Source organism: Pseudomaricurvus alkylphenolicus, from assembly GCF_011683955.1.
GTDB lineage: Bacteria > Pseudomonadota > Gammaproteobacteria > Pseudomonadales > Cellvibrionaceae > Pseudomaricurvus > Pseudomaricurvus alkylphenolicus.
The window spans coordinates 22,023-48,372 of sequence record NZ_JAAQPI010000012.1 but is presented as its reverse complement, the minus strand read 5'-3'; the positions used below and the strand labels follow the sequence as shown (position 1 = coordinate 48,372).

The following is a 26,350-nucleotide window of genomic DNA, read 5'->3' as shown; positions in this document are numbered from 1 at the left end:
CAAGGGCTGTTACCAAGGGGCTAAGGGCTTTGTTGGGGGCTGAGGGCTTTGATGCGAGCGCTTTCGATCATCTTTTCGGTCTGATTAACCGTTTCCATCAGGTAGCCATTGATTTTGAGGCCAATCTGCCCGGCCGGGATGTTTTCGATGTGTTCAACTATCAGCCCATTCAGGGTTTTGGGGCCATCGGTGGGCAGCTCCCAGCCCAGATGTCGGTTGATGTCGCGAATAGAAGTGCTGCCCTCGACCAGATACCAATTGTCTTCAAGCGCTGAAATCTCCTGACTGGCCTCTTCTGCCATATTGGTCGTAAAGTCGCCAACAATTTCTTCCAGCAAATCCTCCAGCGTCACAATACCCTGGATATCCCCGTATTCATCGACCACAAACGCCATGCGGTTCTTTTGCTGCTGGAAGTTCATCAGCTGGGTGTGCAGTGGTGTGCCTTCGGGTATGAAGTAGGGGTCGCGGGTAAAGCGGCGAATTGCCTCATGGGTCACCGAGGCATTGTCGCCGTGAATAAAACGGGCTGCATCGCGCAGGTGCAGGGTGCCGATAATGTTATTCACATCGCCTTCGAACACAGGTAGCAACGTGTATTCGGAGGTGCGGATGGCTTTCAGCAGCTTGTGAATATCAATTTCCAGGTCCAGGCCGATGATCTCATTGCGAGGGATCATAATGTCCTCGACGGTGGCCTTTTCCAGATCCAGAACATTGAGCAGCATGCCCTGGTGCTGGTCAGGAATCAGGTCTCCGTGCTCATCCACCACCGTGCGCAGCTCTTCGGGCTTCAGGTGTTCGCTGTTGGTGGCTTTGTCGGGGTCTACGCCCAGCAACCGGGCCAGTGAGTTGGAAACGGTGTTGACCAGCCAGACAAACGGGTACAGCAAAAGCAGAAGAGGTCGCAGCACAAAGCTGGCAGGAAAGGCAATTCTCTCCGGATGAAGTGCGGCAATGGTCTTTGGGGTAACCTCGGCAAAAATCAAAATCACAATGGTGAGCAGTATAGGCATTACCGCCAGGCCGATTTCTCCGAACATTCTCGACGCAAGAATGGTGGCGATTACCGTAGCGAAGATATTCACCAGATTGTTGCCGATCAGGATGACGCCGATCAGTCGGTCAGGCCGCTGGAGTAGCTCAGAAGCGCGGGTAGCACCTTTATGTTTCTTTTTCACCAGATGCTTCAACCGATAACGGTTGAGCGACATCATGCCCGTCTCAGAGCTGGAAAAAAAACCGGAAAGCAAAATCAGAATGGCCAGGATCCCAAACAGTAGGCCAAGGGGAGCGTCGTTCAACGAGGGTGAAGCCTGTATGACTAAGAGGAAGCCGTATCTTGGCGTAGAAAAGGCAGGCGCGCAACAATTTGTTGTGCCGCTGTGCTAAAAATGGCGGCAGGCCACGGCTGGTGGGGGCTGCGAAGCTTTGGGAAGTGGGGTGAGCCGCTCAGGAAAGCACAATTTCGAGCACAAATTTGCTGCCGAAATAGGCCAGCATCAGGGCGCAGCAGCCCACCAGAGTCCAACGTACAGCGGTGTTGCCTCGCCAGCCCAGGCGATAATGGCCCCACAGCAGTACCGCATAGATAATCCAGGCCGACAACGAGAACACGGTCTTATGGGCAAGGTGCTGGGCAAACACATCATCAATAAAGATAAATCCGGTGACGATGGCGCCCGTCAATGCCAATTGCCCCACGGCCAGCAATTCAAACAGCAGTGATTCCATGGTTTGCAGCGGCGGCAGCAATCGAATCAGACCGCCCGGGTGTTTATGCTTGAGCTGGTAGTTCTGATAGGCGAGAGTGATGGCCTGCAGGGCCGCGATAAACATCAGGCTGTAGGCCAGTATCGACAGCATCACATGGGCGATTACCTCGGAGCTCGCCAGGGCCACGCGGTCGCTGCTGTTCGAGAAGGTGGCTGCCAACAGCGCCATTGCCGAAAGGGGAAACAGGAAAATAAACAGCGTGTGCAGAGGCTTTTTCATGCCGCTGATCAGCACCAGCACATTAATTACCCAAAAGATCAGCGAGCCCACCTTGAAAAAGCCCAGATCAACGCCCTGGGGATGGGCCAGCGTTGGGTAGCTGCCCACGGCGTGGAACAGCAGCGCACTAATGGCGAACATCATCAGCCATTGGTTGTCGCTATTGCGACGGTGTGCGGTCAGGGAGATCTGGTACGCTGCCCCGCCCAGATACAGGACGATAGCGGCAAGGTTGGTGGCCAGGTATGTGGTGATGGTCATAGGATGAAGCAGTTGAACCCTGTCGTAACCCTGGCGATACCTGTGCGGTAGCCGGGTTTGAGATTGATTTCCATTCCTGGCGCAGTTTGTCACAGGGTGTGGCCAATGAGAAGTCCCGGCAGCATGCGGGATAAAAATCCGGTATACTCGCGGCCTTTATACCAGTCCAAAAAAACGAACAGTTTACGGGATCAGCATGTTTGAGAACCTACAGGACCGCCTGTCGCGCACCATGAAGAAGGTGACGGGCAAGGCTCGTCTCAACGACAACAATATTAAGGATACTCTGCGCGAAGTGCGAAAGGCGCTGCTGGAGGCTGATGTTGCCCTGCCGGTGGTAAAAGCCTTTATCGAAAGTGTGCGCAAGCGTGCGGTGGGGCAGGAAGTCTCCCGGGCACTTAATCCCGGTCAGCAGTTTATCAAGATTGTTGAGAGCGAAATGATCGCCATGATGGGGGAGGCCAATGAGAGCCTCGACCTGGCGGTTAAGCCTCCTGCCGTGATCCTGATGGCAGGCCTGCAGGGTGCGGGTAAAACCACCTCTGTGGCGAAGCTGGCCAAATTCCTGATTGAACGTGAAAAGAAGAAGGTGCTGGTGGTTTCGGCGGATATCTACCGCCCGGCGGCGATCAAGCAGTTGGAGACCCTGGCCGGTGAGGTGCAGGCGGAATTCTTCCCGTCGAGCCCCGATGAGAAACCGGTGGATATTGCCAACAACGCCATCATGCACGCCCGCAAGCACTATTGTGATGTGGTGATTGTGGATACCGCCGGTCGTCTTCATGTAGACGATGAATTGATGGATGAGATCAAGGAGTTGCACGGCGCCATCGAGCCCGCTGAAACCCTGTTCGTGATCGACGCCATGATTGGTCAGGATGCCGTCAATACCGCCAAGGCGTTCAATGAAGCCCTGGCGCTGACCGGTGTGATCCTGACCAAGGCGGATGGTGACGCCCGTGGCGGTGCCGCTCTGTCTGTGCGCCACGTTACCGGCAAGCCTATCAAGTTCCTGGGGATGGGTGAAAAGGTCGATGCCCTGGAGCCGTTCCACCCTGATCGTGTGGCCTCCCGTATCCTCGGCATGGGTGACGTGCTGTCGCTGATTGAAGAAGCTGAGCGCAAGATCGACAAATCCAAGGCCGAGAAGCTGGTCAAGAAGGTCACCAAGGGGCAGAAATTTGACTTGGAAGATCTGCGTGACCAGTTGCAGCAGATGCAGAATATGGGCGGCATGACCTCCATGCTGGAAAAGCTCCCTGGCATGGGCAATATCGCCCAACTGGCCGAGCAGGCTGATATGACCAAGCAATTCAAGGTAATGGAAGTCATTATCGATTCCATGACCCCCCAGGAGCGGGCCAATCCGGACATCCTCAACGGTTCCCGCAAACGCCGCATTACCGCAGGCTCCGGTACTCAGATTCAGGATCTCAACCGTCTGCTTAAGCAGCACAAGCAGATGGCCAAGATGATGAAGAAGATGAAGGGCGGCGGTATGGCCAAAATGATGCGGGGCATGGGCGGCATGCTCGGCGGGGGCGGCGGTGGAATGCCTCCCGGCGGTATGCCTCCCGGTGGTTTGCCGCCAGGTGGTCTTCCCGGTGGTGGCCTTCCTCCGGGATTTAAATAAGCCCCATCCAGGCGCGCATTCCCGCGGATGCGATTAACCCTTGCCTGTGGCAGGGGTTTGCCCTAAAATACCGCGCCTTTCGCGGGCTGTGCCTGCGTGATACCAATTTATTACCGATTACCCGAGTGCGCCATGCCGAGAGGCATCGCGCGAAATTTGCTAAACAGGAAGTAGACTTACATGGTAAGCATTCGTCTTTCTCGTGGCGGTTCCAAGAAGCGCCCTTTCTACCACGTGACCGTAACTGACAGCCGCAGCTCTCGCGATGGCCGCTACATTGAGCGCGTGGGTTTCTTCAACCCTGTTGCCCGTGGCCAGGAAGAGCGTCTGCGCATCGACGCCGATCGCATCGCCCACTGGGTAGAAAAAGGTGCCAAGTGCTCCGACCGTGTTGCCAAGCTGCTGAAAGACAGCCAGCAGGCTGCTGCTTAATCAGCGCCCGTTAACGGACACAGTCGAGAAGTTAAGCGTCGAATATGACTGATCAGAACGCCAATAAAGCTCAAAAGCGTTCTAATCTGGTCAATGTGGGGCGCATTTCCACGGTGTTTGGGGTCAAGGGTTGGGTGAAAATCCACTCCGAGACCGAGCCGATGGAAAACATATTTTCCTACAACCCCTGGTGGCTGAAGACCCGCCACGGTGTCAAAGCAGTGGAAGTGGACGAGCATCGTCCCCACGGCAAAGGCATGGTGGCACACATCAAGGGTATCGATGATCGCGATCAGGCGCAGGAACTGTGCCGGGTCACCATTGCGGTGGAGCGCGATCAGATGCCTGAGCTGGAGGTCGGTGAATACTACTGGCACCAGTTGCAGGGGTTGAGTGTGATCACTGAATATGAAGGGCAGGAGAGCCGTCTGGGCACTGTAACCCGTCTGCTGGAAACCGGCGCCAATGATGTGCTGGTGGTACAGGGTGACGAACAGAGTGTGGACCAGGAGGAGCGGCTGATCCCCTATGTACCGGATCAGTTCGTGACAAGCGTGGATCTGGATGCAGGGGAAATCCGGGTTGACTGGGATCCCGATTTTTAATCGGAACCGGCTGACACTGAGATAATTGCAGATGAAAATTGCAATAGTCACCCTGTTCCCGGAGATGTTCTCCGCCATCAGTGATTACGGTATTACCAGTCGCGCGATCAAGCAGGGGCTGGTGGAGCTGGAGATCTGGAATCCCCGGCAGTTCACCAGTGATCGTCACCAGACGGTGGATGATCGACCCTACGGCGGTGGACCGGGCATGTTGATGATGATTCAACCTCTGCGCGACGCCATCACCGAAGCCAAGGCCTGGGCCAGTAACGGTAACACCGAAGCTTGTCAGGTGATCTATCTGTCCCCTCAGGGGCGGCAGTTGGATCAGGCCGGTGCCACTGAGCTGGCGGAAGGTGTCAACCTGGTGTTGATTGCCGGCCGCTACGAGGGTATCGACGAGCGTTTGATTGAGCTGGAGGTGGACGCTGAATGGTCCATCGGCGATTACGTGCTGAGCGGTGGTGAATTGGCCGCGATGGTGCTGATCGACAGCGTGACACGACTGATACCGGGGGCGCTGGGCCATGCCCAGTCCGCCGAACAGGACTCCTTTACGGATGGCCTGCTCGACTGCCCTCACTATACGCGACCAGAGGTATACGAAGGTCGCACGGTGCCCGAGGTATTGCTTTCGGGTAACCATGAACGCATACGGCGCTGGCGCTTGCAGCAAGCGCTGGGCAGGACCTGGCAACGGCGCCCGGACCTGCTGGCGAAACTGAATTTGACCGAGGAGCAGCAAGCGTTGCTCGATCTCTATCAGCAGGAGCTGAAAGACGGCGGTCAAGACGATTAATCGGAGAACTTACGGTGGGAAAAGCCTGCTATCGTTCTCTATCTAGCTGTGAAGCTACATTACTGACTCTAGGAGCAGACCATGAGTAACAAAATCATCCAGGAACTGGAAAACGAGCAACTGAAAAAGGATCTGCCGGAATTCTCCCCCGGTGACACCGTTGTTGTTCAGGTAAAAGTAAAAGAAGGTAGCCGCGAGCGTCTGCAGGCGTTCGAAGGTGTGGTAATCGGTATCCGTAACCGTGGTCTGAACTCCGCTTTTACCGTTCGCAAGATCTCCCACGGTGTGGGCGTTGAGCGTACTTTCCAGACTCACAGCCCGCTGGTTGACAGCGTTTCTGTTAAGCGTCGCGGTGACGTACGTCAGGCCAAGCTGTACTACTTGCGCAACCTGACTGGTAAGGCGGCTCGTATTAAGGAGAAGCTGTCCAAGTAAGCCCCTGGCGGACAAGCATCCTAAAAAACCGGAGCCGAGAGGCTCCGGTTTTTTTTTGCCCTGACCAAAGTCTTATCTCGACCACCTCAGTAATGATTTTTTGGGCTGCGTCGTTCAGCTGCGTTAAACTAAAGGAAATCGGCTCTGGTCGTCTCTATGTCTGATCCAAGTACCCTGTCTGGCAATAGCAAAATGTCTGATAACAGCAACAGCATCTCGAATTCCGCTGCACTGCTCGCTGCACTGCCGGGAGCCGCCTATCGATGCCTGCCTGACGAGCACTGGAGCATGATGGAGCTGGGCCCTCAAATAGAGTCCATCACCGGTTATTCGCCTGATCAATTTTTGAGCGGCGCGCTGGCCTATGCCGATATTATTCTGGAAGAGGATCGCGAGGCCATTCGAGAAGGGCTGTTCCATGACATCAGCAAAGGCGTCTTTAATCTGGAGTACCGCATCCAGCATCTCAATGGTGAAGTCCGTTATGTGTGGGAGCAGGGGCAAGGGATATTCGATGATGAAGGCAAATTGCAGGGGCTGACCGGCTATATCTGCGACGCGACTCCAAGCCTGCTTCAGGCCCAGCGCAATCGCAAGGCACAATCCGTTATTTTGGAGTTGGCCAAGAATCCGCACTTGGCCCGTGGTGACGTGGAAATTTTCTGTCGGCATCTGGCCAAGGCTGTGGCCGATTTGCTGGGTGTGGAGCGGGCCGGAGTCTGGTTGCTGGACCCCAGCGGCGACAACATTGTGTTGCAAACGCTCTACCGTAACAGCTGCGACCGGTATCAGTCGGGCCTTTCACTGTCAGTGGCGGACAACCTCGACTACTACCACACCTTGTTGGCTGAACGGGCTCTGCACAATCGTGATGCCACCCGGGATGCGCGTGTACAGTCGTTGCTCGACCTCTATATTCGGGAGCTGAATGTTAAATCCATGCTGCACTGTGCCGTGTTACAGGCCGGTGAAGTTATTGGTGTGGTGTGCGCAGAGTCCGTGGGTGAGTTTCACTATTGGAGCAGTGAAGAAATCTCCTTTGTGGCGGATGTTGCCGACCAGGTTGCCCATGCTGTCAGTAATCGCGAAATACGAGCGGCTGAAAACCGCCTCCTGGAGTTGCAGGCCAGCCAGGAAACCAAGTCACAGTTTATGTCGATGCTCAGCCATGAGTTGCGCACGCCGCTCAATGGCGTGTTGGGTATGACCGAACTGCTCAACACCACTTCTCTGGATAAGCAACAGAGCGAGTATGTGGGCCTGATCGAATCATCCGGTGAGCTGCTGCTCAAGGTGATTGGCGATATTCTCGATTACAGCAGAATCGAAGCGGGCGAGGTGGAGATGCACCCGCAACCCACTGATCTTCAGCATTTGAGCAGTGATTGCCTGGAGCTGCTTCGGTCTGAAGCCGTGAGTAAAGGACTGGCACTCAATCTCAGTATCGATGCCGCCGTGCCTGCACTGTGCCTGCTCGATACCCGCCGTTTGCAGCAGGTGTTGCTGAATCTGTTGATGAACGCTATCAAATTTACGCAACAAGGCAGTGTTACTCTAAAGATCAATGTGGAGGACGATGCTTGGTTGGCGCTCTCCGTAATCGACACCGGAATTGGAATTGCCTCTCAGTTGCAGGATCAGATGTTTGAAGCCTTTGTCCAAAATCGTCAGGCCAATGCCGAAGAGTCACTCAAGGGGGCGGGTCTGGGACTCTCCATCTGCAAGGGGCTGGTGCGGTTGATGAAGGGACGCATTGAAGTTCAAAGCGAAGAGGGCAAGGGCAGCCAATTTAAAGTCCTATTGCCGTTGGAACCCTTTGTCGGTAAGACGACTCAAACCAAGCCGGTGAATGACGCGGACTATAAGGACATGAAAGTTCTCGTGGCAGAAGATAATCCGGTTAACCGCAAGGTCGTGCAGGGCATGCTTAAACTGTTCAAGGTGGAAGCGGATCTCTGTGATGATGGCGCTCAGGCCCTGGCCAAGGTGCAATCGGAATCGGGTTGTTATGACCTTATTCTGATGGACTGTGAAATGCCGGTGATGGATGGCTTTGAGGCGGTGGAGGCGATACGGCAACTGCCGGCTCCCAAGGGCTCGACCTATATTGCGGCCCTGACCGCTCACGCGTTGCAAGAGTATCGGGATAAAGCCACCGAGGTTGGTATGAATGCTTACCTGACCAAACCGTTGCAAAAACAGGCGCTGGCAGATCTTCTGGAACAATTGCAGCCTTGAATCCTGTGCTATCTTTCGGTCGGGGATTTGGTTAGTCTGTGTCGCCATGACTGATGCGCTGGCGGAAGCTCCGGATGGGGTTGATCAAAATCTAATCGATACTTATATCGATGCTGTCTGGGTCGAGAAGGGGCTGAGTGACAGCACGCTTTCCTCTTATCGCCAGGATCTTACCGGGCTGGCTCGCTGGGCCGGTCCCCGAGGGGTGCCACTGCTGACCATGAATTCCGAAACCCTGCAGGGATATCTGGGTTGGCGTCTCCAACAAAAGCAATTCTCCCCACGCAGTAGCGCCCGATTTTTATCCTGTTGTCGCGGGCTATATGCCTATCTCTTGCGGGAAGGACGCATCGAAGAAGACCCTACGGCATTGATAGAAAGTCCCCGGCAACCCAGAGCACTGCCCAAGTCCATGACAGAGGTAGACGTAGAAATGCTCCTGGCAGCGCCGAATCTGGATGATCCTATCGGGCTGCGTGACCGCACCATGCTGGAAGTGCTCTACGCCTGCGGCCTGCGGGTGAGTGAGTTGGTGGGGTTGACCACCGTGGATGTGAATCTGCGCCAAGGTGTTATCCGTGTCATGGGTAAAGGTAGCAAAGAGCGCCTGGTTCCCATGGGGGCCGAGGCCATGGACTGGTTAGAGAGATACGTGCGCCACTCGCGGCCTGCGCTGCTGAAGAGTGTCTCTGATGTGTTGTTCCCCAGTAATCGCGGCACCCAAATGACCCGCCAGACGTTTTGGCATCGGATCAAGCATTGGTCTGTGGTCGCCGGCATCAATAAAGATATCTCGCCTCACACTTTGCGCCATGCATTTGCCACGCACCTGATCAATCACGGTGCGGATCTTCGGGTTGTGCAGCTGTTGCTGGGTCACAGTGATCTGTCGACGACACAGATTTATACCCATGTGGCAATCGAGAGGATGAAGACACTGCATCTTGAACACCATCCGCGCGCTTGAATCGCGCAGGTGGTGGACGATTTCGACACTGGCGGTTGGCGTAAAAGCCCCTATAATGCCCGCCAGACAAAGCCTTGAATTTACGAAAGTACAGCTACAAGAGAGACAATTATGCCCGGTTTGCTCCCCGATGTTGATCCCGATGGTCTGCTGGAATATTCCGTTGTTTTTACCGATCGTTCCCTCAACCATATGTCGCAGTCGTTCCAGCAGGTTATGCGCGATATCTCCTCGACCTTGAAGGGGGTTTATAACGCAGAAGGTGTGGCGGTGGTTCCCGGTGGCGGCACCTATGGTATGGAAGCGGTGGCTCGCCAGTTAGCGACGGACAAGAAGTGTCTGGTGATCCGCAATGGCTGGTTCAGCTTCCGTTGGAGCCAGATTCTGGAGATGGGCAATATCGCGTCTTCGGTGGAGGTGCTGAAAGCGTCGCTGGCGTCTGATGACAGCCAGTCGCCGTTTGCCCCTGCTGATATTGACCAGGTGGTTGAGACCATTGAGCGTGAGAAACCGGATATAGTGTTTGCGCCGCATGTGGAGACGGCGTCTGGAATGTTGTTGCCGGATGATTATTTGCGCAAGCTGGCGGCAGCGGTTCATTCTGTTGGCGGTTTGTTTGTGTTGGATTGTATTGCCTCGGGCACGCTCTGGGTGGATATGAAAGACATCGGTGTGGATGTGCTGATCAGTGCGCCGCAGAAGGGCTGGAGCGCTTCGCCTTGTGCGGGGCTGGTCATGTTGGGTGAGGACGCGCTGGCGCGGGTTGAGGCGACCACCAGTACGAGTTTTGCCTGTGATTTGAAGAAGTGGCTGCAGATTATGCAAGCTTATGAGAATGGTGGTCATGCGTATCATGCGACAATGCCCACCGATGCTTTGACCAAGTTCCGCGATACTATGAAAGAGGTAGAGTCTCTGGGTTTCGAAACGGTTAAGCAGCAGCAGATTGAGCTGGGGCAGCGGGTTCGTGCTTTGCTGGCGAATAAAGGTTATCAGAGTGTTGCTGCTGAGGGCTTTGAAGCGCCTGGAGTGGTTGTGAGTTATACCGCGGATGCGGATGTGCATACGGGGAAGAAGTTTTTGTCTCAAGGGCTGCAGGTCGCCGCTGGTGTTCCGCTGCAGTGTGATGAGCCCGAGGATTATCAGACCTTCCGGATTGGGTTGTTTGGTTTGGACAAGCTTGGGAATATTGATCGCACGGTTGCCAGTTTAGAAGCAGCTTTGGACGCTATTTAAAATTCGATTTCTTCTGGCATGGGGCGCGGGTTCGGGTCTTCAGGAGAGTGCCATAACCGGAAGTTCATAATCCTGGTTCAGGGCACCATGGGCGTTCGATAATGTCCGCAACGGCCGCACGACGTAGGGTGGATTAGAAGCGCTTTGCGCTTCGTAATCCACCGATCCGCCAAAGGTTTAAATTGGCGGCGGCCGTGTACAAATCACCTGTTGCAGGCACATTCAAGGGTGTTAAAAACCGGGCCAAAGCCAACGAACATCTCCGGCAGAACCGGCGGATTACGGCGCAAGCGCCTAATCCGCCCTACGCATAAACAACGCCGTCAGAGTACCAATCCTGCGAATTTCTAAGACCGGTTATGGCACAAACCCGCCTTCGGTTGTTATCGCAGATACAATCCTCCATCCTGCTTCACATCTTCAATCACAACATATGTGTGCGTCTGCGCTACGCCGGGTAATTCCACCAATTGCCCCAGGACCACCCTATAGGCTTCCATGTCGCTGAATCTGAGTTTGACCAGGTAATCAAACCCCCCGGCCACCATATGGCATTCGGCCACTTGGGGAATGGTGACCAGACCTTCCTTGAAGCGTTCAAAGACGTCTGCGGTGGTGCGGTCCAGGGTGACCTGGATAAAGGCTGACATGGCTTGATTGAGCTTGGTCGCGTCGAGTTTGGCGAAGTAGCCCTGTATGAATCCTTCGCTTTCCAGTCGTTTGACTCGCTCCAGGCAGGGACTGGGGCTGAGGTTGACTCGTTTCGCCAGTTCTACATTGGAGATGCGGCCGTCTCCCTGCAGTGTTTTGAGAATGGCGGTATCGATGCGGTCGAGGGAGCGGTTCTTATTGGACTTCATAGGTGGGCATTCAGGCTGGTCAAGGTGTTGGGTTATTGTTCTGCTGTTTCGGCTAAATGTCAAAACTATTCACTGGCTTTATGAGTGTTATGCCTTATATTTCTCTGCCTGGAACTAATGGTTGTTGTCGGGGTTCAAAGCACAGTAAGATCTTGGCCTTGTTGGTTGAGACCCCGCGCCTGAGGGTAATACCAGTCTGGTTCCGCCAGAGGTGGTATCCAGGGCGAAAATCAGAATCCGAACCAAGGGTCCGGAACACGTTAATTGGAAGAATTTCAGAGGTTCAGCATTTTGAAACTAAGACAGCTCGCCGGGGCTTTGTGCTTTTCGGCGCTGATGGGACTGGGTGCAGTGGTACAGGCAGCGGAGGCGGTACCCGCGGCTGTGAGCACTAAAATATTAGCCAAGCTGCAGGCAGCTCGGCCGGATTTCATGTACGGCGAGATCAAGCCGACCGCCATGGATAACATCTATCAGGTTCAGGTCGAAAATGGGCCTTTGCTGTATGTGAGCGCCGATGGCGGGTTTATTATCACGGGTACCCTGTATGGGGTAACGGCAAAAGGCTTTGTGGACCTGAAGGAGCAGTCGCTTAAGCCTGAACGGGTGGCCAAGCTTAATGCGGTTCCAGAGAGCGATAAGGTGGTTTTCCCAGCCGAGGGCAAGACCAAGGCCTATATCCATGTTTTTACCGATGTAGACTGTGGCTATTGTCGTAAACTGCATCGTGAGGTGCCGGCTATGAATGCCAAGGGCATCGAGGTTCGCTATCTGGCCTATCCCCGTGCCGGCATTGGTTCTGCCTCGCACAAGAAGATCGCTGCAGCCTGGTGTGCCAAGGATGACGAGCGTTTGGAGACCATGACCAAACTGAAGAATGGGCAGGGGGTTAATGTGGATTATTGCCAGGACAATCCCGTCGCCGATCACTTCCGTCTGGGGGGTGAGCTGGGGGTTCGCGGTACTCCTGCCATTGTATTGGCCGACGGTACCATGCTGCCTGGTTATCTGACCGCCGACCAGTTGGCCATGCAACTGGGTTTGTAGTTTCTCACCCCACTCTGAGCCCCCGCCGACATTGACAGCGCGGGGGCTGGCCAGTAATGTTCCCCCTCTTATTTTCGGCGCTTCCCACAGCCAAGTGGTGGCGCCGTTTGATGTCATTGATTAGGGGAAAATCACCTTGAAACCGGTAAGAGTAGGAATCTGTGGGTTAGGTACCGTCGGTAGCGGTACATTTAATGTTCTGACACGTAATGCACGTGAAATTAGCGCCCGCGCCGGTACCGACATCATTATTGAGCAGATTGGCGCCCGTCGCGACAATCCCAATGCTGATACGTCATCCAGCAACGTCACCCGTGATGTCTTTGATGTGGTTCGTAATCCTAATGTTGATGTGGTGGTCGAGCTGATCGGTGGCACCACTGTGGCTAAAGAGCTGGTGGAAGAGGCCATCGATAACGGTAAGCACGTGGTCACCGCCAACAAGGCGTTGATCGCCGAGTTTGGTAACGAGTTGTTTGCCCGTGCTGAGGCCAAGGGTGTGTCTATCGCTTACGAGGCTGCAGTGGCTGGCGGTATCCCCATCATTAAGTCTCTGCGCGAGGGCCTTGGCGCCAACAAGGTCGAGTGGCTGGCGGGCATAATTAACGGCACCGGCAACTTTATCCTTACCGAGATGAAGGATAAGGGCCGCGACTTCGCGGATGTGCTGAAGGAGGCCCAGGAGCTGGGTTATGCCGAGGCCGACCCCACTTTTGACGTAGAAGGTATCGATGCAGCCCACAAGCTGGTGATTCTGGCGTCTATCGCTTTTGGTATGCCGCTGCAGTTTGACAAGATTTTTACCGAGGGCATCAGCACCATTCAGCCCCAGGACGTGACCTACGCTGAAGAGCTGGGTTACCGTATCAAGCACCTGGGCATTGCCCGCCAGTCAGAGCAGGGCGTGGAGTTGCGTGTGCACCCAACCCTGATTCCTGAAAAGCGCCTGATTGCCAATGTCGACGGTGTCATGAATGCCGTGCTGGTTAAAGGCGATGCGGTTGGTCCAACCCTGTATTACGGCGCCGGCGCCGGCGCGGAGCCCACTGCCTCCGCCGTGGTGGCGGATGTGGTGGATGTGGCTCGCGCTTTCACCGCACCCCAGGAAAACAAAGTGGCTCATCTTGGCTTTAACGCGGCAGCCCTGAAGGATTATCCGATTTTGCCTATGGGCGATGTGGAGACGGCTTATTATCTGCGTATGACCGCTGAGGATCGTCCCGGTGTGCTCAACCAGATTACCCAGATTCTCAGCGATGCGGGTGTGAGTATTGAAGCCCTGATACAGAAGGAGCCGCACACCGGTGAGACCGCAGTGCCGCTGATTCTGTTGACCAACCGTGCAGTGGAAAAACAAATGCTGGCTGCAGTGGAGAGCATCGAAGCGCTCGATTCCATCCAGGGTGGCGTGAGCCATATTCGTGTTGAATCCCTGGGCTGATCCCGGGCTATTGTTTTTTAAGAGGTTACTGTGAAATACATCAGCACCCGCGGCGAAGCCGCGCCACTGGCGTTTGAAGACGTTGTACTGACAGGTCTGGCGCCGGACGGCGGCTTGTACGTGCCCGAGAATCTGCCCAAGTTCAGTCAGCAGGAAATTGCCTCCTGGGCCGGTCTCAGCTATCAGGATCTGGCCTTTAAGGTGATCGCACCCTTCGTCGCAGGCGAGGTGCCCGACGCCGACCTGAAAAAAATCATCGACGATTCCTATTCCACCTTCCGACACGACGCTATTGCTCCAATGGTGCAAACCGCCCACAACGAGTGGGTGTTGGAGTTGTTCCAGGGTCCCACGCTGGCGTTTAAGGACTTTGCCCTGCAATTCTTGGGCAATCTGCTGGATTACATTCTCAAAAAGCGTGACCAGAAAGTTGTGGTTATGGGGGCGACTTCCGGCGATACCGGTTCCGCCGCTATCGAAGGCTGCCGCCACTGTGACAACATCGATATTTTTATCCTGCACCCCAACAATCGTGTCTCCGACGTACAGCGTCGCCAGATGACCACGGTGCTGGAAAACAACGTTCACAATATCGCTCTCGAAGGCAACTTCGATGACTGCCAGAACATGGTCAAGGCCAGTTTTGGTGATCAGTCTTTCCTGCCCGAAGGTCGCCAGCTGGTGGCAGTAAACTCCATTAACTGGGCGCGCATCATGGCTCAGATTGTTTACTACTTCTACGCAGGTCTGGCGCTGGGCGCTCCCGCGCGTCCGGTGTCTTTCTCTGTGCCTACCGGTAATTTCGGCGATATCTTTGCCGGTTACCTGGCCAGGCAAATGGGGCTGCCGGTTGATCAGTTGGTGATCGCCACCAACGCCAACGACATTCTGCACCGTTGCATCAGTGCCAACGACCACAGCAAAAAAGAGCTGATTCACTCACTGTCGCCCAGCATGGATATCATGGTATCCAGCAACTTTGAGCGTTTGTTGTTCGATCTCTACGGCCGCGATGGGGCTGCGATCAAGCAGCTGATGGAAGACTTTAAAGGCGGTACCGCCATGACCTTGTCTGAAGAGGCGTTGTCCGGTGCCCGTGAGCTGTTCAGCTCTTACCGACTGGGTGACGAAGAAACCATTGATGTGATCCGTGATGTGTTTGAGAACACCGAGTATCTGCTTGATCCGCACACGGCTATTGGTGTGCAGGCGGCTCGCAAGACCCGCCGCCGTCAGGATATTCCCATGATCTGCCTGGCTACCGCGCATCCGGCCAAGTTCCCGGAAGCGGTCCGCAAAGCCGGTCAGGATGAAGACCCGGCGCTGCCGCATCATATGAGCGATTTGTTTGATCGAGAGGAGCGCTTTGAGGTGCTGGAGAAGGATTTGACAAAAGTTCAGCAGCACATCGCTGCCAACGTTCGCGCGTGATTTTTTTGATCGCTCGACACCCGTAGCAGCTCCTGGTTCGAGCCCGCCCCATGGCGGGCTCTTCGTATCTGGCATAAGGCATTCACAGGAACGGATCCATGCAAACCCGAATTACCCGACGTTCTATTCCTGACACCGATATCCTTTGGCCTCACACGTTGCACCCGCGCTTGCAGCGTATCTACGCCGCGCGCGGCATTACCGACATCAATGAGATTGAGCGCTCGCTGGGCGCTATGCTCAGGCCTCAGCAACTGAAAGGGCTGAACGACGCGGTTGCTCTGTTGGTGGAAGCGTTGCAGGACGCGCAGTCCATCCTGATTGTTGGCGATTTTGACGCCGATGGCGCTACCAGCAGTGCCCTGGCAGTATTGGCCTTGCGGGATATGGGCGCCCACCAGGTTCAATATCTGGTCCCAAATCGCTTTGATTTTGGTTATGGCCTAACCCCCGAGATTGTGGAGGTGGCGCGAACTCGCAATCCGGATCTGATCATCACCGTCGACAACGGTATTTCTTCCATTGATGGTGTCAATGCCGCCAAGGCTGCCGGAATCAAAGTGCTGGTTACTGACCACCATCTGCCCGGGGCAGAGCTGCCGGCGGCGGACGCCGTTGTGAACCCCAACCAGCCTGGTTGTGAATTCCCCAGCAAAAATCTCGCGGGTGTGGGTGTGATTTTTTATCTGATGAGCGCCCTTCGCGGTGCACTGCGTCAGATCAACTGGTTTCAGGATAATCTCCTGCCTGAACCCAAAATGGGGGATTACCTCGATCTGGTCTCTCTGGGTACGGTGGCCGATGTCGTGCCTCTGGACAACAATAATCGGATTCTGGTGCACCAGGGACTGCAGCGCATTCGCAGTGGCCGCGCCCGCCCGGGTATTCTCTCTCTGTTGGAGGTGGCCGGTCGCAAGCGCGACCGGCTGGTGGCCTCGGACCTGGGCTTCGCCGTAGGGCCAAGGCTGAACGCGGCCGGACGACTGGATGATATGTCGCTGGGGATCGAGTGTCTGCTGTGTCAGAGTCCCGAGCTGGCCCGTGAAATGGCGGTGGAGCTGGACGAGCTTAATCGCGACCGCCGTGCCATTGAAGCCGGGATGCAGCAGGAGGCTTTGCAGTCGCTGCAGACGTTGACGTTGGGAGAGGATTCGGATCTGCCCTGGGGGCTATGTATCTACGATGGTCAGTGGCACCAAGGTGTTATCGGTATTCTGGCATCACGTATCAAAGAGCGATTCCACCGTCCGGTGATTGCGTTTGCTGACGCCAACGAAGAAGAGATCAAGGGCTCAGCCCGCTCAATACCGGGTTTGCATATTCGCGACGCACTGGATGCCGTGGCCAGCGCGAATCCGGGCTTGCTAACCAAGTTTGGTGGCCATGCCATGGCGGCCGGAATGAGTCTGAAAAAGTCTGATTTTGAGCGATTCCAGAAAGCATTTGATGAGGTGGTACGGCGGGTGCTTAAGCCTGAGCAACTGCAGGCAGAGATTCTATCGGATGGTGCACTAAGCCACGACGAAATCAACCTTCCGCTGGCCTATACACTGCGGGAGTCGGGGCCATGGGGGCAGCATTTCCCCGAGCCGATCTTTGATGGCAGCTTTTATCTGGTACAGCAACGACTGGTGGGGGAGAAGCACCTGAAGATGGTGCTGGCAGTGGATGACGCCAAACAACAACTGGTGGATGCTATCGCTTTTAATGTGGATACGGATCAATGGCCTAATCCGGCCGTGCAAAAGCTGAATCTGGCCTACAAACTGGATGTGAATGAGTTCCGGGGCCGCGAATCCCTGCAGTTAATGGTGGAGTATCTTGAGCCCGTCCAAAGCGGGTGATCAGTGATTGGCGCTTGCCTCCAACTGCTTAGAGTCTGCGTCGAGCAAGGGCTCGAGCAGAGGCCAGACATTATCCAGCATTTGGGCCTGGGCCTCACTGCGGGGGTGAATTCCATCAGCCTGCATTAATTCCCGATTGGTAGCCACGCCTTCCAAAAAGAAGGGCACCAGCACCAACTCATTGTGTTTGGCGATTTCCTGATAGGCCGAGCGGAACAGCTCACTGTAGCGGCGGCCATAGTTAGGGGGGATTTCCATGCCCAGCAGTAGTACTTGCGCCTGGTGTTGGTGGCTCAGCTGCACCGAGCGCTGCAGCTGTTTCTTCATGCTCTGTATGGGGTATCCCCGCAGACCGTCATTGCCGCCCAGCTCCAGAATCACCACCGAGGGTTGATATTCATTGAGCAGGCGGGGCAGGCGGGCCAGGCCGCCGGCGGTGGTTTCGCCACTGATCGAGGCATTGATGACCTGGATATCCAGCTGTTTTTGCTCAAGACGCTCTCTTAGCAGTTGCACCCAGCCCTGATTCTCATTCATGCCGTAAGCGGCACTCAGACTATCTCCCAGTACCAGCACGTTGGCGGCATGCAGGGGAGGCAACCAGAGGGCAACTATCAGGGCAATCAGGGGGCGAAGCATAGGGTCAGGTACTGTAAATCGGGAAGACAGGGCTATCCTACCGCATCCGCTTTAACAGTGAATGCCAAGAACTTTACTTAAAGGGTAAAGTTCTGTGAAAACCTTGGACACTCTTGTCGCACGACACAACAATAGCCACAATCACGACAGTTTCGGTATCCCTATGTTGCACGCTCAATCTCTCTGCAAGCAGGTCATGACCGCGGCGGGAGAGCTAAAAATCCTGGAAAACGTCTCTCTTAGCGTCGCTGCCGGCGACAGCCTGGCCATTACCGGTGCCTCCGGGTCCGGTAAATCCACCTTGTTGGGTATTCTGGCAGGGCTGGATCAGCCCAGCAGTGGCACCATGACCCTGCACAACAAGGAGCTGACGGCGATGGGTGAAGAGGGCCGCGCCCGGGTCCGGGCGGACCACGTGGGTTTTGTGTTCCAATCGTTCCAGCTGCTGCCGGGGCTCACAGCCCTGGAAAATGTGATGATGCCCCTGGAATTGCACGGTCGCGATTGTGCCCGTGGCAAAGCCGAATTCTTCCTCACCCGAGTAGGTCTCAAAGATCGCCTGCAACACTATCCCCAGCAGCTTTCCGGCGGTGAACAGCAACGGGTTGCCATTGCCAGGGCGTTTGCCAGTGATCCCGACATACTGTTTGCCGATGAGCCCACCGGTAATCTTGATTCCGCCACCGGCGCTCACGTGATCGATCTGTTGTTTGAGCTCAATCGTGAGCAGGGCGCCACTCTGGTGCTGGTAACTCACGAGCAGCGCCTTGCCGAGCACTGCCGCCAGCGCATCAGTCTGGAGGGAGGCAAGGTGGTCGAACGCTTTCCCATGGAAATGGCCTGCTGCGAGGCTGTTTAATGTCACCCCAGTCTATGCTGTTACCTCTCCGTCTGTTGTGGCGTAATTGGCGCAGCGGTGAAATTCGTATTCTTGCCGGTGCGCTGGTGTTGGCCGTTACGGTAGTCACTTGTATCGCTGTGTTTACCAACCGGCTGGAAACAACACTGGTGGCAGAGAGCCACACCTTTCTCGGCGCCAATCGCATCGTTCGCAGTTCTCAGCCCATTCCCGAGGGCTGGCAGGCCCTGGCCGATGAGGCCGGTTGCCGTACCGCCCGAACCACTCAGTTTGCCTCTATGGTGTTTGCCGGTGAACGCATGCATCTGGCCGCGGTAAAGGCGGTAACGGCCGGCTATCCCCTCGTCGGGCATCTCACCATCAGTGAGCAACCCTTTGCCACTGATCCACTGCAAATGTTGGAAGCTCAGACGGTACCGGCACCCGGTGAAGCCTGGGCCGATTCCCGATTGCTGCCACTGCTCGACATTGAGCTGGGCGAGACCCTCAGCGTCGGTGAAAAAGACTTCACGGTGACACGGGTGATTATCGATGAACCTGATCGCGGCAGCAGTTTTGCCCTCTACGGAGCGCGGTTGTTGATCAACGACTCCGACCTGGCGGCGACGGAGGTTATTCAGCCCGGCAGCCGCATTCGCTATCACTGGATGCTGAGCGGTTCGGAGATTCAGTTGCAATCACTGCTGACCGAGCTGAAACCCAGATTGACGCCACATCAGCGTGTGATGGATGTGGAATCGGCGCAACAGGGGCTGGCCAATACACTCACCACCGCACGTAAATTCCTGCTGTTGTCTGCCATGATTGGTGTACTGCTGGCTGGAGTGGCTATCTCAATAGCGGCGCGTCGCTTTGCCGGCCGCCACGTCGAACAGGTGGCGCTGATGAAAAGCCTGGGGGCCAGCGGCTGGGCGGTGCGCAATATTTACGGTATTCAACTGGTATCGCTTGGATTGGTGACGTCCTTGGCGGGGCTTGTGCTGGGGCACGTGTTACAGGAATGGATCGCCAAGGCACTGGCGTCGCTTTACCCGGTTGAGCTGATGGCCGGGGACTGGACAGCCTACGGGCTCGGCCTGCTGACCGGCATGGTATGCCTGATGTGTTTCGTGGTCCCACCTCTTTGGCATCTGCCGATGGTGCCGCCCATCAAAATTCTCAGGCGCGAGCTGGAGGTGAAAGGGCTGCGTTTTTATTGGCAGTCGATGCTGGGTTTGCTGGCGCTGGTTTTTCTGATCGCGCTGTTCAGTCAGGATCTCTGGTTAACCGCCAGTGTTGTTTCCGCCGTTGTTGCATTGTTGACCCTGGTTGCGTTGTTTGCGTTTGGGTTGCTGGCGTTAGGGCGTCGTCTTGGCAGCCAGGTAGGTAACATCTGGCGCCTGGCGCTCTCCGGCCTGCAGCGTAATCTCCGTCAGAGCATTATTCAGATGATGGTGTTTGCGCTGGCGGTGATGTTGCTGCTCACTTTGACAAATCTGCGCACTAACCTGATCAACGACTGGCAGCTGCAATTGCCCCCGGAAACTCCCAATCACTTTCTCCTCAATATTACCCCTGCTGAAGTTGCCGATGTCGAGTCCATGATGCGATCCGACGGCCTGGAGGCAAAGGGTATGTATCCAATGGTGCGTGGTCGTCTTACCCATATCAATGGTGAGATTCCCAGTCAGGAGATTGCAGAGCGGGCCGAGGTGTTGCGTCGTGAAGCCAATCTCAGTTGGACAGAATCTTTGGCTGACGACAATAAGCTGGTCAAGGGTGTCTGGTGGGATCAGTGGTTTGAGCCGGGTGTGTATGGTGTATCCGTAGAGGAGGAGATCGCTGGCGAGCTGGGGCTTTCGCTGGGTGATGATCTGCGCTTTAGCGTCGGCGGTTTGAGATTGGAAGCTCGGGTTGCGAGTATCCGATCGCTGAAGTGGGATTCGATGAATCCTAATTTTTATTTCCTGTTTTCTCCGGGAGCACTGGATTCATTCTCGCCCACGTACCTCACCAGTGTCTATCTGCCGCAGCAGGACAAGTTGTTTATCAATGATCTCTTGCAACAGTTTCCGTCGGTGTTGGTGATTGAGATGGACCGGGTTATTGCTCAGGTACAGTCAATAGTGACACAGGTGAGTTTTGGGGTGGAGTTGATGCTGTGGCTGGTATTGCTGGGCGGTTTCCTGGTGATGTGGGCGGCGGTGTCTTCGAGTATGGAGGCGCGCATGCAGGAGGCGGCGCTGTTGCGTGCTTTGGGCAGTTCCCGCAATCGCCTGCTGGGCAGTTTGTGGATTGAATTTTCGGTGCTGGGCTTTCTTTCCGGCATTATGGCGGCAGTCGGTGCCGAGGTGCTGATTCTGTCGATTCAGAAGTGGGTGTTGGAAATGCCACTGCAGATTCACTGGATGTTAATGCTGTGGGGTGTGATTGCTTCTACGGCGCTCATCGGTGTGATGGGGGTGATTTCCTGTCGCCGAGTGATGACAACTCCACCAGCGTTGATTTTGCGAGAGTTGAGTTAACTATTCCAAGGCCGCGTAGGGTGGATTAGGCGAAGCCGTAATCCACCACCACACCCTGCGGTTAAAGTTCTGCGCGATTAAGAGTTACAAATTCGCTTCAGCATACTCTGCTAACAATGACCGAGGCACACCCTGTAAGGCGATATTCCCTCCGTACTCAAAACCTTTAAAACGCTCTGTCAAATAGGTCAAACCAGAACTGGTCGCATTCAAGTAGGGCGTATCAATCTGGGCCAGATTGCCAAGACAAATGACCTTGGAGCCACTGCCAGCCCGCGTAACAATGGTTTTGATCTGATGGGGAGTCAGGTTCTGACTTTCATCGATCAATATCAGACTGTGCTGAAAGCTGCGGCCACGAATATAATTCAGTGACTTAAAGTGCAGTGGAACCTTGTTCAACACATAGTCGATGCTGCCGGAGCAGTCCTCATCATCACAGTGCAGTGCTTCGAGGTTGTCGGTGATGGCTCCCAGCCAGGGCTCCATTTTTTCCGCCTCGGTACCGGGCAGGAATCCGATGTCTTCGTCCAGGCCCTGAGTACTTCGAGTGGCAATGATGCGGCGGTATTGCTTGGTGGCAACGGTCATTTCAATGGCGGCGGCCAGGGCCAAAATGGTCTTGCCCGAGCCCGCTGCGCCGGTCAGGTTGACCAGATGCACGTCCGGGTCGAGCAGCAGATTCAGCGCCATCGCCTGGTGCACGTCGCGGGGTTTTAAGCCCCAGGCTTCCTGCTCGAGGAAGTGCGCCGGTTCCATATGCCACAGCGTCACTTCGTCGTCGTTGACGGCGATCACCCGTGCCGTAAAACCCTGTTCATCGGTAATAAACTGGTTCGGGAACAGCTCTTTGGGGAAGTGATCCCGTGGCAAATAGTGCACGGTGCGGCCCATCTGCTGTTCAGTATCCACCTGCTCGACCGTATCCCAGAAGCTGCCGGCGTATTCCAGATAACCCTTATTCAGCATTTCGATGTCGGTGACCAGCTGATCGTTGTGGTAGTCATCGGACTCGATACCACAGCCGCGGGCCTTGAGGCGCATGTTGATGTCTTTGGTGACGAGGACGACGCGGTGGTCGGGGTTGTTGGCCTTGAGGAGGACCAGGTCGTTGATGATTTTGTTGTCGTTGAGGTGGGTGGGGAGGACGGAGACGTTGTCGGGAGGGGTGGTCATTAAGATCGAGAGCCTGCCGTTGGGTTCGGTGAAGGCCTCTCGTCGTATCGGCACACCGCCTTCGACTTCTTCGGGGCTCGCTCGCCCGAGTATCTTGTCGATCTCCCGGATCGCCTGGCGGCAGTCTGCAGCCTGTGCTTTTTTTCCGCTTTTGAGTTTGTCGAGTTCTTCCAGAACCGTCATGGGAATCATGACGTGGTGTTCTTCAAAATTGAGCAGCGCAGTGGGGTCGTGTATCAGGACGTTGGTGTCGAGGACGTAAAGTATGGGACGTTTGTCGGGGTTGAATTGATTGTTGTCTTTGGTGCCGATGGATTCGGCGAGTGAACTATCTACCATAAGCGAGCATCCTTCCTTCTGGTTGATAACACCGCAACGGCAGCTCGGCGACTCCTCTAAGGAGTTCTGGCCACCGCGCGTACGTCTGTTGTACCAGAAACCAAATTAGGTTGGCAAGATGACAAACCAAAGAAGTTTTGATGGCAGCCGTGAGTCACGGCCGCCAAATAGGCTCGAAAGTCCCGTCAGGCCCAGCCTACAGCCGATCGAGCACGCTCGATATAAATATGTTCGACGCGTCCGGTCTTGGGGTGTTTGGGGTGGCGAAAGTTGTGGTGGTCCGGTGTGGAGCCGAGGTATTCCCAGCACATTCCCTTGTAGATGCAAAGCGGGTTGCCCTCATTGATGGCATAGGCAGACAAATCTTCCCACATGTCGTCCCACTCAGGGTGGGTTGAATCCAGGTATTCCATTTGCTGGTTCCTCCCAGGGCTAAGCCTGTAGTTTACGTCGAATTGTTATTAATGTTAGTGATGACGCTCACAAGTTGGGCAGATACTGGGGCTTTTTAAAATACTTGTCAACTATGTGTTTTAAGTGTTTGATTTTATTTGACTTTATTCTGATCTTTGTAGTGAAGGGTCACAAGTTTACGAGATCGGAATCGTTTTTCAGGGCATCAGCGATTTTGGTTAAGCACCCGATCGACATTGTTTTTCAGCTTCTGTAGCAAGCGAATCAGTTCCTTTTGTTCGGACTTGCTCATATCGCTCCAGAATTGGTCGGCTCGAGCCAACTTTTGGGCGGCAATCTCACAATAAACGTCGCCACCTTCGTCCGTCAGGTCGAAGGGTTTGCTACGCCAGTTGTCATCGCCATTGGGGGCAGGCTGCACCAGATTTTGCTGTTCCAGATACTTTAGCGCGCGACTGACAGAGGCTTTGTCCATTCCGGTGTCGTCGGCAATGTCTTTATTGGTCAGAGGGCCCCGGTCTGCCATTTGCGAGAGAATGCGCCATTCACGCATGCCGATGCGGTGTGCCCCGATATTCACGGTGCTGGTGCCTACGGCAATACGCCCGGAGATTGAGCGCAGCAAGTAGGGGAAATAATTGTTCAGCACGATGGGGTCTTTTACCCTGGCCACCCTGTCCTCCGAAGTGTTGATTATGGTCTGACGGATTTCAGTATCCGGTTGAAGCCTTGATATGTCAACCGTTCTAAGTTTATAGGTCATTGAAACCAAAAGATTTTTTCAGTTTTAATAAGATTTCTTTCCAAAATTTGACAGCACTGAAAGCAAACTTTTATCGCTTTATCAGTTGACATAGCAACTGACAAAGGTCTACGATTGATATATCAACTGACCCCGGGAGTTAGTCTGGATGCACAGGAGAAGAGCATCTATTTTTAGTTCATATCCCGTGCCTGTTGATGTTGAGAACTCAAATAAAAACAGTCGCAATCCCATCGAGGAGACAAGATGAAAACATCCAAGAATCTGTTGGCGCTGGCCATTACCACGTTGCTCCCGACCTCTAACGTGCTGGCGGAATTCCAATTGGAAGAGGTTGTGGTTACTGCTCGTAAGCGGGTGGAAAGTCTGCAGGAGACGCCTCTGTCCGTTATGGCGATGGACGAACAAGCACTGGAGCAGCAGAACGTCGCCGACTTGAAGGGGCTGGAAATGAAAATGCCCAATGTGGCCGCTGGCGGCTCGGGCGGTTTGGGCGGCAGCAATGCGGCATTTTTTGTGCGGGGTATCGGTACGGATCGCAACGCCGTCAATCAGGAAACGGCCATTGCGCTCTATGTGGATGATGCCTACTACGGACGCACCGATGGTGCATTGCTCAGCGTGCTGGATGTGGCTCAGGTGGAAGTGGCCCGCGGGCCACAGGGTACGCTTTTTGGTCGTAGCGCGACTGGCGGTGCCATTCGCTATATCACGCAAAAACCCACCGAGGAGTTTGAGGGCAAGCTCCAGGCCACTCTGGGTAGCGAGAACCGACGCGATCTCAAGGCTGTGGTGAATGTGCCCCTGAATGATAACGCCGCTGCCAGATTGACGGCGGCCACCTTAAATCAGGATGGGCATGTGGAAGGGGTGTTTACCGGTCAAGACTACGGCGATGTGAACAGCGATCTTATACGGGGCTATTTGCGGTGGGATATCAATGAGTCCCTGGAATTGTTGTTCTCGGCGGATTACACGCATATGGATACCAATGGTGGTGCGAGCGTGATCCTGGGCGTGAATGAGCAGGCTCCCTTTGTGCGGGGAGAGGCGGCAGTAGGATTTGATGCCACACGGCTGCCCACCGGAGACTTTGAAAAGTCCTACTCGACAGGTCAAAACTTTTATGAGTCTGATAATACGGGCGCAAATCTGACATTGAATTGGGCCCTTGACGACAAGCTGGAGTTGAAATCTTCTACATCGGTGCGTCGAATCGACATAGAGGGGGCTTACGATACAGACGGCACTGACGCGGTTTTATTCGAACAGGTGTTTGAGCGGGATATCGATATGTTCTCCCAAGAGTTCCAGCTTTCGGGTGCCGGCGAAGGGCTTAATTGGGTGGCGGGATTGTTTTATTACCGCGAAGAGGCCAGCGATGTTCGCGACGTATTGACCACTACCAACTCCGTCAACCGGACTTCTACCCGCATAGTGGATCCCTATGAAGTGGAGAGCCTGGCGGCGTTTGGGCAGGCAACTCTGGATTTGTCCGAGCGTTGGTCGGTGACCACAGGACTTCGCTATACCTATGACGACAAGAGTATTCAAGCCAATGAACTCAGGGCCTCTGGTGCGCCGCGGGTGGATCAGGATGTGGACAATGATGATACCTGGAGCGCGCTTTCCGGTCGTGTCAGTCTGGAGTTTCAGGCAGCGGATGATATTTTTCTGTTTGCCTCGGCAGCTCGCGGTTTTCGCTCCGGCGGGTTTAATGATCGCATCCGTACTGATTTGGGGCCCGAAAATAACTACGGGATTACCTCCTTTGACGAAGAATCGTTGGATATGTTCGAGTTGGGCATTCGCAGTGAACTGTTTGATCATCGCCTGCGTCTGAATCTGACGGCGTTTTTTGGTGAATATACGGATATGCAAATCAGCTCGATATTGCCGGGTACAACTCGTAATGTCATCCAGAATGTGGGTGAGTCGGAGCTGAGTGGTATTGAAGGCGAGTTTACGTTTGTGTTGAACGACGTACTGACAGTGGATGGCGCTGTAGGTTATCTGGATGCCGAGTACACGGACATCGCCACAGAAAATGCAGCGGTTGGTACTGACAGTGATTTTGCCCGTGCGCCCCAGTGGTCTTACTCCATTGGACTGACGGCGGAGTGGGAAGCGATAAGTGCGCGAGTTGATTACGGTTGGAAGGACGATTTCCGTTCGGTGATTCCCGACGCCAACTTTATTCAACAGGATGCTTATGGGCTGCTCAGTGTCAACATCAGTTATGCGCCAGAAAGTGAGCCCTGGAAGTTAAGCCTGTTCGGTACCAATTTGACAGATGAGGAATATTTGGTATCGGGTATAGCGGTAAATAACCCGGTTGGCATGGCTCAGATTGAACCCGGTCGCTTTCGTGAGTTTGGTGTGAAGTTCGATTGGGAATTTTAATTCGACACTAGATTTCATCACGGTTTTCT

22 protein-coding genes are annotated in these 26,350 nt (G+C 54.8%); 15 read left to right on the top strand and 7 right to left on the bottom strand.

Going from position 1 to position 26,350, the window contains the following annotated elements:
• Positions 1-20 precede the first annotated feature (20 nt).
• Together HBA55_RS25600 and HBA55_RS25595 are read right to left on the bottom strand one after the other, a co-directional pair.
• Entirely contained in the window at positions 21-1,304 is a 1,284-nt protein-coding gene (locus HBA55_RS25600; RefSeq protein WP_166997320.1) for an HlyC/CorC family transporter, read from the bottom strand.
• A gap of 148 nt (positions 1,305-1,452) precedes the next feature.
• Positions 1,453-2,256, bottom strand: a complete 804-nt coding sequence (locus HBA55_RS25595; RefSeq protein ID WP_166997317.1) for a cytochrome C assembly family protein — start codon at positions 2,254-2,256, stop codon at positions 1,453-1,455.
• Positions 2,257-2,452: 196 nt separating this feature from the next.
• Here HBA55_RS25595 and ffh point away from each other — a divergent pair, with 196 nt between their 5' ends.
• The 8 genes from ffh to HBA55_RS25555 all read left to right on the top strand — a co-directional run bounded on the left by ffh (position 2,453) and on the right by HBA55_RS25555 (position 10,601).
• Positions 2,453-3,889, top strand: a complete 1,437-nt coding sequence (gene ffh / locus HBA55_RS25590; protein ID WP_166997309.1) for a signal recognition particle protein — start codon at positions 2,453-2,455, stop codon at positions 3,887-3,889.
• Between the two features lie 180 nt (positions 3,890-4,069).
• Complete coding sequence (gene rpsP, locus HBA55_RS25585) at positions 4,070-4,321, top strand: 30S ribosomal protein S16 (RefSeq protein WP_166997307.1); 252 nt, start codon at positions 4,070-4,072, stop codon at positions 4,319-4,321.
• 44 nt (positions 4,322-4,365) lie between these two features.
• Entirely contained in the window at positions 4,366-4,926 is a 561-nt protein-coding gene (gene rimM, locus HBA55_RS25580; RefSeq protein WP_166997304.1) for a ribosome maturation factor RimM, read from the top strand.
• Between the two features lie 31 nt (positions 4,927-4,957).
• A complete protein-coding gene (trmD, locus tag HBA55_RS25575) occupies positions 4,958-5,725 on the top strand; it encodes a tRNA (guanosine(37)-N1)-methyltransferase TrmD (protein WP_166997303.1) in 768 nt (255 codons plus the stop codon).
• 81 nt (positions 5,726-5,806) lie between these two features.
• The gene (gene rplS, locus HBA55_RS25570) at positions 5,807-6,160 is read left to right on the top strand and encodes a 50S ribosomal protein L19 (protein ID WP_166997300.1); all 354 of its coding nucleotides are present in this window, start codon (positions 5,807-5,809) and stop codon (positions 6,158-6,160) included.
• Positions 6,161-6,316: 156 nt separating this feature from the next.
• Positions 6,317-8,398, top strand: coding sequence for an ATP-binding protein (locus HBA55_RS25565; protein WP_166997298.1), 2,082 nt, complete (start codon positions 6,317-6,319; stop codon positions 8,396-8,398).
• A 46-nt stretch (positions 8,399-8,444) separates the two neighbouring features.
• A complete protein-coding gene (gene xerD, locus HBA55_RS25560; RefSeq protein ID WP_166997296.1) occupies positions 8,445-9,365 on the top strand; it encodes a site-specific tyrosine recombinase XerD in 921 nt (306 codons plus the stop codon).
• A gap of 111 nt (positions 9,366-9,476) precedes the next feature.
• Positions 9,477-10,601 carry an aminotransferase class V-fold PLP-dependent enzyme gene (locus HBA55_RS25555; RefSeq protein WP_166997294.1) on the top strand — a complete coding sequence of 375 codons (1,125 nt, stop codon included), beginning with the start codon at positions 9,477-9,479 and terminating at the stop codon, positions 10,599-10,601.
• Between the two features lie 383 nt (positions 10,602-10,984).
• On the opposite strand, the gene HBA55_RS25550 is transcribed toward HBA55_RS25555, so the two are convergent.
• Entirely contained in the window at positions 10,985-11,461 is a 477-nt protein-coding gene (locus tag HBA55_RS25550) for a winged helix-turn-helix transcriptional regulator (protein WP_166997293.1), read from the bottom strand.
• Positions 11,462-11,752: 291 nt separating this feature from the next.
• Here HBA55_RS25550 and HBA55_RS25545 point away from each other — a divergent pair, with 291 nt between their 5' ends.
• The 4 genes from HBA55_RS25545 (at position 11,753) to recJ (ending at position 17,224) form a co-directional block, all read left to right on the top strand.
• Entirely contained in the window at positions 11,753-12,508 is a 756-nt protein-coding gene (locus tag HBA55_RS25545) for a DsbC family protein (RefSeq protein WP_240946293.1), read from the top strand.
• 136 nt (positions 12,509-12,644) lie between these two features.
• On the top strand, positions 12,645-13,949 hold the full coding sequence (locus HBA55_RS25540; protein ID WP_166997291.1) for a homoserine dehydrogenase: 1,305 nt from the start codon (positions 12,645-12,647) through the stop codon (positions 13,947-13,949).
• A gap of 30 nt (positions 13,950-13,979) precedes the next feature.
• Complete coding sequence (thrC, locus tag HBA55_RS25535; RefSeq protein WP_166997290.1) at positions 13,980-15,380, top strand: threonine synthase; 1,401 nt, start codon at positions 13,980-13,982, stop codon at positions 15,378-15,380.
• Between the two features lie 98 nt (positions 15,381-15,478).
• On the top strand, positions 15,479-17,224 hold the full coding sequence (recJ, locus tag HBA55_RS25530) for a single-stranded-DNA-specific exonuclease RecJ (RefSeq protein ID WP_166997289.1): 1,746 nt from the start codon (positions 15,479-15,481) through the stop codon (positions 17,222-17,224).
• Here recJ and HBA55_RS25525 read toward each other — a convergent pair whose 3' ends face one another.
• Complete coding sequence (locus tag HBA55_RS25525) at positions 17,225-17,863, bottom strand: arylesterase (RefSeq protein ID WP_166997288.1); 639 nt, start codon at positions 17,861-17,863, stop codon at positions 17,225-17,227.
• 163 nt (positions 17,864-18,026) lie between these two features.
• Between HBA55_RS25525 and HBA55_RS25520 the strand changes: the two genes are divergently transcribed.
• Together HBA55_RS25520 and HBA55_RS25515 are read left to right on the top strand one after the other, a co-directional pair.
• On the top strand, positions 18,027-18,722 hold the full coding sequence (locus HBA55_RS25520; protein WP_166997624.1) for an ABC transporter ATP-binding protein: 696 nt from the start codon (positions 18,027-18,029) through the stop codon (positions 18,720-18,722).
• Positions 18,722-21,226 (top strand): ABC transporter permease, encoded by a 2,505-nt coding sequence (locus tag HBA55_RS25515; RefSeq protein WP_240946292.1) that lies wholly within the window; start codon positions 18,722-18,724, stop codon positions 21,224-21,226. Before HBA55_RS25520 ends, HBA55_RS25515 begins: the two co-directional genes overlap by 1 nt.
• An 84-nt stretch (positions 21,227-21,310) precedes the next feature.
• Here the strand turns inward: HBA55_RS25515 and HBA55_RS25510 are convergent, their stop codons facing one another.
• The 3 genes from HBA55_RS25510 to HBA55_RS25500 form a co-directional block, all read right to left on the bottom strand.
• A complete protein-coding gene (locus HBA55_RS25510; RefSeq protein ID WP_166997287.1) occupies positions 21,311-22,741 on the bottom strand; it encodes a PhoH family protein in 1,431 nt (476 codons plus the stop codon).
• Between the two features lie 185 nt (positions 22,742-22,926).
• A complete protein-coding gene (locus HBA55_RS25505) occupies positions 22,927-23,154 on the bottom strand; it encodes a 4-diphosphocytidyl-2C-methyl-D-erythritol kinase (RefSeq protein WP_166997286.1) in 228 nt (75 codons plus the stop codon).
• A 206-nt stretch (positions 23,155-23,360) separates the two neighbouring features.
• Complete coding sequence (locus tag HBA55_RS25500; protein ID WP_166997285.1) at positions 23,361-23,828, bottom strand: MarR family transcriptional regulator; 468 nt, start codon at positions 23,826-23,828, stop codon at positions 23,361-23,363.
• A gap of 336 nt (positions 23,829-24,164) precedes the next feature.
• Between HBA55_RS25500 and HBA55_RS25495 the strand changes: the two genes are divergently transcribed.
• Positions 24,165-26,321 (top strand): TonB-dependent receptor, encoded by a 2,157-nt coding sequence (locus HBA55_RS25495; RefSeq protein WP_166997283.1) that lies wholly within the window; start codon positions 24,165-24,167, stop codon positions 26,319-26,321.
• Positions 26,322-26,350 lie beyond the last annotated feature (29 nt).

Bases quoted from the DNA above. Each gene is read 5' to 3' on its own strand.
- xerD (WP_166997296.1), top strand. From the start codon at position 8,445: ATGACTGATGCGCTGGCGGAAGCTCCGGATGGGGTTGATCAAAATCTA.
- HBA55_RS25555 (WP_166997294.1), top strand. From the start codon at position 9,477: ATGCCCGGTTTGCTCCCCGATGTTGATCCCGATGGTCTGCTGGAATAT.
- rimM (WP_166997304.1), top strand. From the start codon at position 4,366: ATGACTGATCAGAACGCCAATAAAGCTCAAAAGCGTTCTAATCTGGTC.
- HBA55_RS25550 (WP_166997293.1), bottom strand. From the start codon at position 11,461: ATGAAGTCCAATAAGAACCGCTCCCTCGACCGCATCGATACCGCCATT.
- HBA55_RS25515 (WP_240946292.1), top strand. From the start codon at position 18,722: ATGTCACCCCAGTCTATGCTGTTACCTCTCCGTCTGTTGTGGCGTAAT.
- rpsP (WP_166997307.1), top strand. From the start codon at position 4,070: ATGGTAAGCATTCGTCTTTCTCGTGGCGGTTCCAAGAAGCGCCCTTTC.
- ffh (WP_166997309.1), top strand. From the start codon at position 2,453: ATGTTTGAGAACCTACAGGACCGCCTGTCGCGCACCATGAAGAAGGTG.
- HBA55_RS25565 (WP_166997298.1), top strand. From the start codon at position 6,317: ATGTCTGATCCAAGTACCCTGTCTGGCAATAGCAAAATGTCTGATAAC.
- rplS (WP_166997300.1), top strand. From the start codon at position 5,807: ATGAGTAACAAAATCATCCAGGAACTGGAAAACGAGCAACTGAAAAAG.
- HBA55_RS25525 (WP_166997288.1), bottom strand. From the start codon at position 17,863: ATGCTTCGCCCCCTGATTGCCCTGATAGTTGCCCTCTGGTTGCCTCCC.
- HBA55_RS25495 (WP_166997283.1), top strand. From the start codon at position 24,165: ATGAAAACATCCAAGAATCTGTTGGCGCTGGCCATTACCACGTTGCTC.
- HBA55_RS25595 (WP_166997317.1), bottom strand. From the start codon at position 2,256: ATGACCATCACCACATACCTGGCCACCAACCTTGCCGCTATCGTCCTG.
- recJ (WP_166997289.1), top strand. From the start codon at position 15,479: ATGCAAACCCGAATTACCCGACGTTCTATTCCTGACACCGATATCCTT.
- HBA55_RS25505 (WP_166997286.1), bottom strand. From the start codon at position 23,154: ATGGAATACCTGGATTCAACCCACCCTGAGTGGGACGACATGTGGGAA.
- trmD (WP_166997303.1), top strand. From the start codon at position 4,958: ATGAAAATTGCAATAGTCACCCTGTTCCCGGAGATGTTCTCCGCCATC.
- HBA55_RS25510 (WP_166997287.1), bottom strand. From the start codon at position 22,741: ATGGTAGATAGTTCACTCGCCGAATCCATCGGCACCAAAGACAACAAT.
- HBA55_RS25520 (WP_166997624.1), top strand. From the start codon at position 18,027: ATGTTGCACGCTCAATCTCTCTGCAAGCAGGTCATGACCGCGGCGGGA.